Below are 12,232 nucleotides of genomic sequence, written 5' to 3' on the forward strand. Positions count from 1 at the left end.
GAAACACGCCGTTCCTACCTTTCTCGCGTCTCGGAACCGCAGACCGACCCGCGAGAGAGCAGGAACGCATGAGTGCACGGACCCCGAGTGGGCCGACCCGGGACCGACGCCGACGGGTGGCCGCGGCCGTCGCCGCCGTCGTCGGCGCCACGGCGCTGACCACGACCCAGGCCGCCCCGAGCGCCGCCGCGCCCGCGGCGGCGAGCGACGCCGCGCCGGAGGTGACCGGCGGCGGCTACCTCGCGCCGTACTTCACCGAGGGCGACCTGACCGACGACGAGGCGGTCTCGCTGGACGACCTCGACCTGGTGGGTCCGGCGCTCGGGACCACCGACACCGACGCGGGATGGTCCGGCCTCGCGCCCGCCGACCTCGACGCCGACGGGGAGCTGGAGCTGCGCGACCTCGCCGACCTCGCCCAGCGGGTGCTCTACGACGACGGGCCCTTCGAGCTGGTGGAGGCCACCGCGCTCGACATGCAGCGGGCCATGAACGCCGGCACCGTCACGTCGGTCGAGCTCACCCGGGCCTACCTCGACCGCATCGCGGCGTACGACGGGCTGGCCGACGAGGCGCACGCCCGGGCGTTGAACTCGGTCCTCACGACCGGCGGCGAGGCCGCGCTGGCGGCGGCGGCCGAGAGCGACGCCCTGCGCGCCCGGGACGGCGGGCCGCGCAGCATGGTCGACGGCATCCCCGTGCTGGTGAAGGACAACTTCGACACCGTCGACATGCCCACCAGCGCCGGTCACGGCAGCTGGGAGACCAACCAGACCGCGACCGACGCGTCCATGGTCGAGGGCCTGCGCGAGGGCGGCGCGGTGCTGCTCGGCAAGGCGTCGATGGACGAGTGGGCGCTCGGCTTCAGCTCGGCGTACACGACCGGCGTGGCGGCCGGCTCCTCCGAGCCCGTCGCGAGCCCCTACGCGCTCACCCGGACCGCGGGCGGCTCGAGCGGCGGCACGGGCGCCTCGATCGCCTCCAACCTCGGGGCCATCGGGTTCGGCACCGACACCGGCGGCTCGATCCGCGTCCCGGCCTCCTACAACCAGCTCGTCGGCGTCCGCCCGACCGTCGGGCTCGCCAGCCGCGACGGCATCGTGCCGCTCGCGCTGAGCCAGGACACCGGCGGCCCGATCACCCGCAGCGTCTCCGACGCCGCGATCGCCCTCGACGAGGTCGTGGGGGTCGACCCGGCGGACCCGGTCACCGCCGAGCAGGACGGGCGGGTGCCGGACTCCTACACCCGCTTCCTCGACGACGACGCGCTCGAGGGCGCCCGCATCGGCTACGTGCCGAGCATGGTCGGCACCAACGCGACCACCGTCCGGCTGTTCGAGGCGGCGGTCGCGGACCTGACCGCGCAGGGCGCGACGGTCGTGCCGGTCGACACGACCGTGCTCGGGCCGACCCTCGCCGAGCCGAGCGGCAGCACCAACGAGTTCAAGCACGACCTGCAGGAGTACGTCGCCGCGCACCTCGACCCCGACGTGACCACCCGGACCCTCGCCGACATCATCGCCTCGGGCCGGCTGGTGCCGGGACGTGAGGGGACCTACCGCACCCGCGACGCGGTGACCCCCGAGCAGTACGACGCGTGGATCACGAGCCACTCCGCCGCCATCGCGACGGGGGAGCAGGTCACCACGGGACTGCTCGACGACAACGACCTCGACGCGTTGGTCTACCCCAGCGGCAACCCCTACGGCACCCAGGGCACCAACCTGCGGCTCGGCCCCAACACCGGGATGCCGTCGGTGACGGTGCCGATGGGCCAGGCGAGCGCGACCGAGGCGATCCCGGGCGCCGGGGTCAACCTCGAGTTCCTGGGCCGCAACTACAGCGAGGGCGACCTGCTCGGGCTGACCTACGACTACGAGCAGGCCACCGGCCACCGCACCACCCCGGCGCTCTACCCCGCCCTTGACGACGCCCCGGCCCGCGCCGCGGGCGGGACGGCGGGCGGCGCCCGGTCGGCCGCCGACCCGGAGGTGTCCGGTGTGAGCGTGAGCGTCTCCGACGACGCCCTGCAGGTCGGCGACGAGGTCACCGTGACCGTCGCCGCCGACAGCGTGGCGGACCTCTACGCCTACGACCTCGACCTCGGTGTCGACCCCGAGGTCCTGAGCCTCGTCGACGGCAGCGTCGACGCCGACGAAGGCGGGGCGACGTACGCCCGCGCCGGTGAGTCCGGCGTGGAGGTCGCCCACACCCGCCTGGGCTCCTCCCCGGCGCTGACGGGGGAGGCGGTGCTCGCGACGCTCACCTTCGAGGCCGTGGGCGCCGGTGCCACCGAGGTGGAGGCGCTGTCGCTGGCGCAGGTCGGGTCCGACCTCGCCGAGGCCACCGGCACCGCGCTCGGCAGCGCGGCGGTGACGGTCGACCTCGCCGACGCCCCGGTCGCCACGGCGACGCCCCGGGTGATCGGCACGGTCGAGCCCGGCCGCACCGTGCGCACCGACGGCGCCGCGTGGGACCTCGCCGACGTCGAGGAGACCTACCAGTGGCTCCTCGACGGTGAGCCGGTCGACGGTGCGACCTCTTCGACGTACCGGGTGAGCGCGCGGGAGGCGGGCGCGCGGCTGGCGGTCCGCGTGACCGGCACGGTCCCGGGCAGCGCGCCGGGGACGGCGACCTCGACGGGCCGGGCCGTGCGGGCGCTGACCACCCGCACCACGGTGTCGACGACCCCGACGGTGCGCATGGGTCGTCGCCCGGTGGCCACGATCAGGGTCGCCGCCGACGCCCTGACGCCTCGCGGCGCGGTGCTGGTCCGCTACGCCGGGCGCGTGGTGCGGCAGGGCCTGCGCCTCGACGAGCGCGGGGTCGCGCGGTTCCGGTTGCCGGCGCGGGCGCGCACGGGACGGGTCCCCGTCGCGGCGGTCTACGACCCGGCCACCGGGTTCGCGGCCTCCCGCGGCCGGACGACGATCCGCGTCACCCGCTGAGCCGACGGGCCCCCGCGTCCTCGACGCGGGGGCCCGTCGGATCAGGCCAGCTGCTCCAGGCGGGGCACGACCCAGTCGACGAGCGGTCGCAGCCGGCGCCAGTCGGCCCGCACCCGCGCGACCAGGTCGGGGGAGTGAATCACCGGCTCGAAGCCGTAGGAGCGGCCCATGGACAGCGAGCGGTGGCGCAGGAGATCGATGCGCGGGTGGTCCTTCGACCAGCCGCGCGGCGTGGTCTTGAGCCGGTCGCCCGCGCGCTCGAAGCCGTCGGCCTCCAGCCCGGCGAGCAGCCGTTCGAGCTCGCGGCCGGAGTGGTCGAGGTCGACGGCGTCGCGGATCCGGGCCAGGTCGCCCGGCTCGGCGTGGTAGAAACCGGCGCCGACGCGGACGCCGGGGGCCCCGACCTGCACGTACCACCCGCACGACGGCCCGGCGGCCACGAACGCCCCCTGGTGGGTCTTGTACGGCGTCTTGTCCTTCGCGAACCGCACGTCGCGGTAGGGCCGGAAGATCTTGGCGGCGCCGAACTCGTCGGCGAGCTCCGCGCAGAGCTCCGTCATCGGCGCCCGCACGGACTCCTCGTAGGTCGTGCGGTGCTGCTCCCAGAAGGCGCGGGTGTTCTCGACCTCGAGGTCGTCGTAGAAGTCGAGGGCGGCGACGGGGAAGCCGGCGAAGCTCACGGGCGGTCGGCGGCCCGCGGGTAGCCGCGCCGCACGGTGCGGTCGAGGATCCCCAGCGTGCCGCGCAGGGCGGTCTCGGAGACGACCGGGAACACGTGCTTCCAGTCCTCGCGGGCCTCGCTCCAGTCGCAGTACGACGTGACGCGGGTGCCGCCCTCGGCGGGCTCGAGCTCGTAGCCCCAGACGTGCCCGATGCCGGGCCTGACCGTGCCGACGATGGTCCAGGAAATCCGGCGGTCGGGCTCGAGGTCGTGGATGGTGACGTCGACGTCGTAGCGACCCATGTCGGGGCGGTCGCCGAGGGCCTCGCGGTCCATGTGCACGACGAACGCGTCGCCGACGGCGGACACCGGCTCCCCGGTGGCGTCCTGCAGCATGCCGGTCGCGTCGATCGCGACGTGGCCCTGCGGGTCGCACAGCACGGCGAAGACGTCGGCGGCCGGGGCGGGGATCAGTCGGGTCGCGTCGATGCGCGTGTCGGTCCGGCTCACGCCCACGATCCTGCCAGGCAGCCCTCAGAGGCGAATCTCCCGGAACCAGCGGACCCAGCTGTCGTGCGCGGCGGGCCGGTCGATCCGCGCCGTGATCTCGTCGCTGCCGCGCGGGGCGTCGCCCCAGTTCTCGGAGCCGAACCAGACGCGGGTCACGCGGCCAGCGTCCGTCCGCCACTGCGCGGTCATGAACTTGGCGTGCAGGTACTGGCCACCGTTGCCGGGCCGGGTCCAGTCCCCGCGCAGCAGCGTGATCCCGGCGCTCTCGAGCACGGCACGGACGTTGTCGGAGAGGGGGTCGGGCACGAGCACGTTGATCGAGGCGCCGGCGCGTGCCTTGGCGGCCAGCGCGCGGGCGATGGCCTCCCCGCGCCCGCCCGACCAGGCGGCGACGCCGATCCGGATCTGCAGTCCGCGGGTCGGCAGGGCGTCGATGCGGTTGACGACGGGGTCGCTCATCCCGGGGTTGTGGGGCCCGAAGAGCAGCGCACCCCCGAGGGCGGAGCGGAACGGCGAGCTGATCGGCCGGTCGCGGCGCTGGGCGCGGAAGATCGCGGACATCGCGTCGTAGCGGGCCTTCTCGCCGACCCAGGCGTAGCCGTCGTTGTACTGCAGGTCGACGGCCTCGTTGGTGATGTTGGCGGAGGTGATGATCGTGACCCACCGCGACGACCCCGTCCGGGAGAAGGTCCACGACTTCTGGTGCAGCGTCGTGCCCCTCCCCCGGTAGCGCGACGGGCCGCGTGCGGAGTGGTCGATGCGCTCGAGGAAGGAGCCGTCGCGCGAGCTGCGGTTGAGCACCTGCCCGAGACCGGCGACGGTGCCGACGCCCTCGGTCTTCTGCTTCGAGACGAGCACCTGGACGTCGACACCGCGACGGTGGGCCCGGGTGAGGGCGGCGGTCGCCTTGGGGTCCGTGTAGCTCATGGTGACGACGCGGATGGTGCTGCCGCGCGGGGCGGCGTTCACGTTGGACAGCAGCGCTCGGCGGAGGCCGGTCTCGCCGGCCTCGTTGAACAGGGCGCCCCGGGCGGAGCGGTGGACCGCCTCGGTGGTGGGCCCGTCGGCGGTGCGGACCGCGGGAGCGGCGGTCGCGGCGCCGTACGGCGTGACGGCGATCAGGGGCACGGCGACGGCCGCGGCGAGGAGTCGACGGAGGGTCATGGCCCGGGCCTACCCGGCGGCGGACCGGGCCAAACCGGTGAACGTGGAGCGGACGACGAGACTCGAACTCGCGACATCGACCTTGGGAAGGTCGCGCTCTACCAACTGAGCTACGTCCGCAGGTGACCCGTGGGTCGACGCAGATGCTACGTCACGGGGCCGAGGGTCGGGCGCCGCGGGTTCACCGTGTCCCCCGAGGAGCGGCCCGTGAGGCGGCGCTGCACCCACGGCAGCGCGAAGGAGCGGGCCCAGTCGAGGTCCGCCGCCACCGCCTGCCGGCGCGTCGCGGACGCCTGCTCGGGGAGCTCCAGCGCGGCCAGGTCGTGCTCCACGCCGAGGACGGAGAGCACCTCGACGGCCATCCGACGGTGACCGGCGGGGCCCATGTGCATCCGGTCGGTGTCCCACATCCGCCAGTCGCGGTAGTCACGCAGCCGCCAGAAGTCGACGACGTCGGCGCCCTGGCGGTCGGCGGCCTCGCGGACCAGCTCGTTGTAGAGCGCGAACCGGCCCCGCACGGGCCGGTAGACGGCCGAGCCGCCCGGGTCGAACGCCGTCCACACCAGCACCCGGGCGCCGACACCGACGAGGCGCCCGATCGCCTCCTCGTAGCGGTGGGCCAGCGCGTCGAGGTCGACGGAGGGCCGCAGGATGTCGTTGGCGCCGGCGTACACCGTCACCAGGTCGGGGCGCATCGCCAGCGCGGGCTCGAGCTGCTCGGCGATCACCTGGTCGAGCTTGCGGCCGCGGATCGCGAGGTTGGCGTGGGCGAAGTCGTCGGTCCGCGCCGCCAGCACCTCGGCGACCTGGTCGGCCCAGCCCCGCAGGCCGTTGGGGCGGTCGGGGTCGGGGTCGCCGACGCCCTCGGTGAAGGAGTCGCCCAGCGCGACGTAGCGGTGGTAGCTCACGGCGCCATCCTCCCGCCCCGCGCGGACCCGGACGGAACCGCCCGGCGCCGGACCGCGTCGCAGCGTCATGAGGACCTCCCGCCGCCGCGTCGCCGCCCTCGCCCTGGTCGCCCTGGGGACGACGGTCTCGGGCTGCGGGTCCGGATCCACGGCGGAGGGACCCACGGGCGAGGTGACGGACTCCTTCGCCTGCCCGGTGGGTCTCGAGCCCTGGGGCGCCGACGACGCCCCGCCGATCGAGGACCTCGCGGCGCAGGAGGCGGCCGCGGAGGTGCTGCAGGGGCGCACCGGCGGGCGCACGCCGTTCTCCGTGGCGTACGCCGCGCCGAGCGCGCTCGGCGTGGTCGCGCTGGTCCGCGGCGACGTCGGGCTGGCGCGGCGCCTGCTGGCGGACCAGGTCGACGTGCCCGTCCTCGTCGGTCGGTGGCGCGAGCCGCAGCCCGACGCCGGCTTCGGGCCCGCCGCCCAGGCCCGGGAGGTCGTCGGGGCGCGCCTGCTCGCGGTGGTGGACGACCTCGACGACACGCTCGCGGGGACGGTCGCCGACGAGGAGCGCGACGGCGACGTCGGCCGGGTCGTGTGGGCCGAGGCCGGAGCCGTGGTCGTGCAGTGGCAGGAGCCGGTGCCGGCGTCGGTGGCGCGGCTCGCCGGCGTCCGGCCCGATGGCGTGGGGGTCGTGGTGCAGGGCACCCGCTACTCCCGCGACGAGATCGCCGCCGCCGGTGACGCGGTCGACGCGTGGCTCGCCGAGGACGGCCGCCCCGCGGGCACCGGCACCGCCGGCTGCGCCGACGGGTCCGGTCTCGTCGTCGGTCTCGCCGGGGAGGGGTCGGAGCCCTCGCCCGCGCTGGCCGCCGAGCTCAGCGAGGTGGCGGGGATGCCGGTGATGCCCACGCAGGAGCGGCCGGCCCGGGACGGAGCCGGGGGTCGCTCGGACGGATAGGGTGCGGCTCGTGCTGCTGAGCGACCGCGACATCCTCGCCGAGGCCGACGCCGGGCGGATCGGGCTCGACCCCTGGGACCCGGCGATGGTGCAGCCGTCCTCGGTCGACGTGCGCCTCGACCGGATCTTCCGCACCTTCGAGAACCACCGCTACCCCCACATCGACCCGGCTGAGGACCAGCCCGACCTGACCCGCGAGGTCAGCTGCGTCGGCGACGAGCCGTTCATCCTGCACCCGGGCGAGTTCGTCCTCGGCTCGACGTACGAGGCGGTGGCGCTGCCCGACGACGTCGCCGCACGGCTCGAGGGCAAGTCGTCGCTGGGCCGGCTGGGCCTGCTCACCCACTCCACCGCGGGCTTCATCGACCCCGGCTTCCGCGGCCACGTCACGCTCGAGCTGGCCAACGTCGCGAACCTGCCGATCAAGCTGTGGCCGGGCATGAAGATCGGGCAGCTGTGCTTCTTCCGGCTCTCCTCGCCGGCCGAGCACCCCTACGGCTCGGACAAGTACGGCTCGCGCTACCAGGGGCAGCGCGGCCCGACCCCGTCGCGCTCCGCCGCCAACTTCCACCGCACGCACATCTGACAGGGAGGCGCGCTTAAGTTAGGCTTGCCTAACATGAGCGCCGAGACGGTCGAAGCCGAGCCCCGCAGCGTCGTCGACGAGATCGTCGTACGACGCGTCGAGCGGGTCGCGCCGTCGTTCGTGCGGCTGTGGTTCGGCGGCGACTGCCTCGCCGACTTCGGCACCGACGGCCCGATGCTCGACCAGCGGGTGAAGCTGATCTTCCCCGCGGCGGACGGCACGCTGCCGCCGCTGGACCCGGCCCGGGACTGGTACGCCGACTGGCTGGCGCTGCCGGAGGAGCGGCGCGGGTCGATGCGCACCTACACGCCCCGCGACGTCGTCGGGTCGGGGGTCGGGACCCAGGTCGTCATCGACATCGTGGTCCACGAGCACGGGCCGACCGGCCCCGGCAACGCGTGGGCGCTGACCGCGCAGCCGGGTGACGGGGTGGTGCTGATCGGCCCGCGGCGCGGGACCGGGTGGGGCGGGATCGAGTTCCGGCCCGGCGACGCCGAGCGCGTCCTCGTCGTCGGCGACGAGACGGCCGTCCCCGCGGCGTACGGGATCCTGCGCGACTTGCCGGCCGACGCGCGCGGCTGCGTGCTGCTGGAGGTGCCGACGGCCGGCGACGTGCTCGACGACCTCCGCGGCCCCGAGGGCGTCGACGTCGAGTGGCTGCCCCGCGACGGCGCCGACCGCGGCGCCAAGCTGTGGACGGCGACCCTGCGGCGGCTCGGCGAGGACGACTGGCGACAGGCGCCGCCGGTGGTCGCGGACGACGAGGTCGAGGACCTCGTCTGGGAGACCCCCGCGTCCGCCCACACCCCCGACGCAGGCCCCTACTCCGGGCTCTACGCGTGGATCGCCGGCGAGGCGAAGGTCGTCACCGGCCTGCGGCGCCACCTCGTGAAGGACCTCGGCGTCGACCGTGGCCAGGTCGCCTTCATGGGCTACTGGCGCGAGGGCGTCGCCATGCGCGGCTGACCCTCACCGGTCTGTTCTCCACACGGTCCTCCACAGGCCGTCACACCGGCACCCTCCGTCGTGCGGGTGCGAGGTCGGGCCTCAGAGGTCGAACAACGAGCCCGCGCCGCTGATGTCGACGTCGGTCTTGGGCCGGTTGGCCTGGCCGTGGGACCGCGCCCGCGACTCGTCGGGCGTCTCGTCCGGCGCGTCGCCGGCGCTCGCGGCGGGGGTCTCGGCGGGGGTCTCGGCGGGGGTCTCCTCGACGATCGCGTCGGCCTCCTCGGTCGCGACGTCCGCGGCCGACTCCTCGGCGGTCGAGGGCTCGGAGTCCGCGGTGAGGGCGGTCGCGGCGGCGGTGACCTCCGCGCCGGACGGCACGGCGGGCGCCGGGGTGTCCCCGTCCGACCGTGCGGCGGGCGTCTCCTCCTCGATCGCGGCGACGGTCGGCTCCGGCGCCGGGATGTCGAACAGCGACCCGCCCGTCGGGATCGACGCCGCCGGGGTCGACGCCGAGCCGGTGGCCCGTGTCAGGCCGGGCTCCGGGGTCGGCCCGGGCTCGGCCGCCGGCTCCGGGGAGGGCTCGGTCTCGGCCTTCGCCACCGGGGTGGTCGCCGTCGGCTCCGGAGCGGCGATGTCGAACAGCGAGCCACCCGACGGGATCGTCGCGGCCGGCCCCGGGGCCGGCTCGGGCTCGGCCGTCGGCGCCGGCGTCGACTCGGCCTTCGACTCGGCCTTCGTCTCGGGCTCGGCCTCGGGCTCCGACGTGGCGGGCTCGGGGGTGGCGGCGGGGATGTCGAACATCGAGCCGCCGCCGAACCCGGCGCCGGGCTCGGCCGTCGGCGCCGTCGTCGACTCGGCCTTCGTCTCGGCCTTCGTCTCGGGCTCGGCCTTCGTGGCCGGCTCCGTCGCGGGGATGTCGAACATCGAGCCACCGAACCCGGCGTCCGGGGTCGGCTCGGGCTCGGGCTCGGCCGCCGGCTCGGGCGCCGGGGTGTCGAAGAGGGAGCCGCCCGACGCCGCCGGGGAGGCCTTCGCCTCGGGGGCGGGGTCGCTCACGTCGAACAGCGAGCCGCCGGAGGAGGCCGGGGTCGCGGCCCTCGCCTCGGCGGCGGGGGCGTCGCCTTGCGACGTGGTCGGCGTCCTCTCGGCGGGTGCCGGGTCGTCGAACAGCGAGGTGCCGCCCGAGGCCTTGGCGAGCGGTCCCGCGTCGGCGGTCTCGGTGATCGTGCTGCCGCTCTGGGTGTCGTCGCCGACGGCGGGCTCGTCACGGGTGGCCTCGTCCGCGCGCGCGGCGGGGGCGGGGGAGTGGGCGGCGCCGACGGTGGTGCCGGCCATGGCCTTGGTGGCCGACTCGCCCTTGACCGACGCGAGCAGCATCTGCGCGACGTCGAGGATCTCGACCTCCTCGCGGGCCTCGCCCTTGGACTGCATCATCGTCAGCCCGTCGGAGAGCATCACGCGGCAGAAGGGGCAGCCGACGGCGATCTGGTCGGCGCCCGTGCCCACGGCCTCGGCGGTGCGGTTCATGTTGATCCGCTCGCCGGTGTTCTCCTCCATCCACATGCGCGCGCCGCCGGCGCCGCAGCAGAACGAACGCTCGGAGTTGCGCTCCATCTCGGCCATCTTCGCGCCGGGCAGCACCTGCAGGAGCTCGCGCGGCGGCGAGTAGACGCCGTTGTGGCGACCGATGTAGCAGGGGTCGTGGTAGGTGATCGAGCGCTTCGCGGCGCCCACGCCGTCCTTGACCGGGGTCAGCTTGCCCTCGCGCACGAGGCGGTTGAGCAGCTGGGTGTGGTGGACGACCTCGAGCTCGACGCCGAACTCGGCGTACTCGTTCTTGAGCGTGTTGAAGCAGTGGGCGCAGGTGGAGACGACCTTCTTGGCCCTCGCCTCGGTCAGGGTCGCGGCGTTCTGCGTGGCCAGCCCCTGGAAGACGAACTCGTTGCCGGCACGCCGGGCGGGGTCGCCGGTGCAGGTCTCGCCGTTGCCGAGCACGCCGAAGGTGGTGCCGGACATGTGGAGCAGCTCGGCGACCGCGCGGGTCGTCTTCTTGGCGCGGTCCTCGTAGGCGCCGGCGCAGCCGACCCAGAACAGCCACTCGACGGAGTCCAGGTCCTCGATGTCCTCGCCGACCACGGGCACGTCGAAGTCCAGGCCCTTGGCCCAGTCCATCCGCGCCTTGGGCGACTGGTTCCAGGGGTTGCCCTTGTTCTCCATGCCCTTGAAGAGCTGGTTGAGCTCGGCCGGGAAGTTGTTCTCGACCAGGATCGCGTGACGCCGCATGTCGATGATGTGGTCGACGTGCTCGATGTCGACCGGGCACTGCTGCACGCACGCGCCGCAGGAGGTGCAGGACCACAGCGCCTCGGGGTCGATCACGCCGTACACCGACTCGTCGCCGATGAGGGGCCGCTCGACCTCCTTGGTCAGGGTGTCGCTGCCGGCCAGGAGGGCCTCGCGGTCGCCCTCGGCGGCGCGCAGGTACGGCGCCTGCGCGTAGGCGTGGTCGCGGAGCTGGGTGATGATCAGCTTGGGGTTCAGCGGCTTCTCGGTGTTCCAGGCCGGGCACTGGCTCTGGCAGCGGCCGCACTCGGTGCAGGAGGTGAAGTCGAGGATGCCCTTCCACGAGAAGTCCTCGACCCGGCCCACGCCGAGCGCCGCGTCCTCGTCCAGCTCCTCGATGTCGTCGAGGCTGACACGCTGGCCCTTGCTGGTCAGCGGCTTCACCGCGCCCAGCGCCGTACGGCCGGAGCTCTCGCGCTTGAACCAGATGTTGAAGAACGCCGTGAAACGGTGCCACGCCACGCCCATCGTGGTGTTGAGCGACAGCACGATCATCCACGTGAAGGAGATGACGATCTTCAGCGCGGCGACGAGGTAGATCAGGTTCTCGAGGGTCGGCACCGACAGGCCCGCGAACAGCTCGCCGAGCCAGAAGGTCAGCGGGAAGTGCAGCGGGGAGGCCAGGTCGGGCTCGTCGGTGGTGAACAGCGCGTACTCGAGGCCGCGCAGCGTGATGATGCACAGGCCGACGCCGAGGATGACGCCCTCGACGAAGTAGCCCTGCCACATCGTCGACTTGTAGAAGCGCCCGCGGGCGCCGCGGACGCGCTCCTTGGGTCGCGTCGCGCGGTAGCCGATGAAGCCGAGGATCGCGAACGTCATCAGCCAGGTGAAGGCCTCGCTCGCCCACTCGTACGGCGGGAAGTGGCCGATGAGCGGCAGCGCGAAGTGGGCGTCGAAGAGCTGCCCGAACGCCGTGAGCAGCGTGAAGAACAGCAGCCCGAAGCCGACGAAGACGATCCAGTGCGCCGCGCCGACGACGCCCCACTGCAGCATCCGGGTGTGGCCCAGTGACTCCTTGAGCAGGGTCACGGTGCGGGCGGCCGGCGCGTCGGTGCGCGAGGCCGGCTGACCGGCCCGCACGACACCGAGGATCTCGCTCACCGCGCGGACGAACAGCGCGATGCCGACGACCGTGAAGGCCAGCGAGATGACGATGGCGGCGATCTGCATGGGGGTGGTCTCCTCTGCTCCCGCCGGACGACCCGGTGCGGGCTCTGC

Annotated in this window: 9 protein-coding genes and 1 tRNA gene; 4 read left to right on the top strand and 6 right to left on the bottom strand. The window is 74.3% G+C overall.

What is annotated here, in order from left to right:
• The first annotated feature begins 68 nt into the window (after nt 1-68).
• The gene (locus ABD158_RS03235) at nt 69-2,948 is read left to right on the top strand and encodes an amidase family protein (RefSeq protein WP_344003599.1); all 2,880 of its coding nucleotides are present in this window, start codon (nt 69-71) and stop codon (nt 2,946-2,948) included.
• 41 nt (nt 2,949-2,989) lie between these two features.
• Here the strand turns inward: ABD158_RS03235 and ABD158_RS03240 are convergent, their stop codons facing one another.
• From ABD158_RS03240 to ABD158_RS03260, 5 genes are all read right to left on the bottom strand, one after another.
• Nucleotides 2,990-3,628, bottom strand: coding sequence for a DUF2461 domain-containing protein (locus tag ABD158_RS03240; protein WP_344003601.1), 639 nt, complete (start codon nt 3,626-3,628; stop codon nt 2,990-2,992).
• Entirely contained in the window at nt 3,625-4,119 is a 495-nt protein-coding gene (locus ABD158_RS03245) for an SRPBCC family protein (protein ID WP_344003603.1), read from the bottom strand. The genes ABD158_RS03240 and ABD158_RS03245 overlap by 4 nt, the downstream gene beginning before the upstream one ends.
• 24 nt (nt 4,120-4,143) lie before the next feature.
• Nucleotides 4,144-5,283 (bottom strand): phospholipase D-like domain-containing protein, encoded by a 1,140-nt coding sequence (locus ABD158_RS03250; RefSeq protein ID WP_344003606.1) that lies wholly within the window; start codon nt 5,281-5,283, stop codon nt 4,144-4,146.
• Nucleotides 5,284-5,327: 44 nt separating this feature from the next.
• Nucleotides 5,328-5,403: transfer RNA gene (locus ABD158_RS03255), tRNA-Gly, on the bottom strand.
• Nucleotides 5,404-5,429: 26 nt separating this feature from the next.
• Nucleotides 5,430-6,191, bottom strand: coding sequence for an SGNH/GDSL hydrolase family protein (locus ABD158_RS03260; protein ID WP_344003609.1), 762 nt, complete (start codon nt 6,189-6,191; stop codon nt 5,430-5,432).
• A 67-nt stretch (nt 6,192-6,258) separates the two neighbouring features.
• Here ABD158_RS03260 and ABD158_RS03265 point away from each other — a divergent pair, with 67 nt between their 5' ends.
• From ABD158_RS03265 to ABD158_RS03275, 3 genes are read left to right on the top strand one after another with little or no spacing between them, the layout of a single operon-like run.
• On the top strand, nt 6,259-7,134 hold the full coding sequence (locus ABD158_RS03265) for a hypothetical protein (protein ID WP_344003611.1): 876 nt from the start codon (nt 6,259-6,261) through the stop codon (nt 7,132-7,134).
• 10 nt (nt 7,135-7,144) lie between these two features.
• Entirely contained in the window at nt 7,145-7,720 is a 576-nt protein-coding gene (gene dcd, locus ABD158_RS03270; RefSeq protein ID WP_344003614.1) for a dCTP deaminase, read from the top strand.
• A 33-nt stretch (nt 7,721-7,753) separates the two neighbouring features.
• Nucleotides 7,754-8,686, top strand: a complete 933-nt coding sequence (locus ABD158_RS03275; RefSeq protein ID WP_344003617.1) for a siderophore-interacting protein — start codon at nt 7,754-7,756, stop codon at nt 8,684-8,686.
• Nucleotides 8,687-8,767: 81 nt separating this feature from the next.
• On the opposite strand, the gene ABD158_RS03280 is transcribed toward ABD158_RS03275, so the two are convergent.
• Nucleotides 8,768-12,184, bottom strand: coding sequence for a heterodisulfide reductase-related iron-sulfur binding cluster (locus tag ABD158_RS03280; protein ID WP_344003620.1), 3,417 nt, complete (start codon nt 12,182-12,184; stop codon nt 8,768-8,770).
• Between the last annotated feature and the right edge of the window lie 48 nt (nt 12,185-12,232).

This window comes from Nocardioides lentus (assembly GCF_039529515.1).
Classification (GTDB): Bacteria; Actinomycetota; Actinomycetes; order Propionibacteriales; family Nocardioidaceae; genus Nocardioides; species Nocardioides lentus.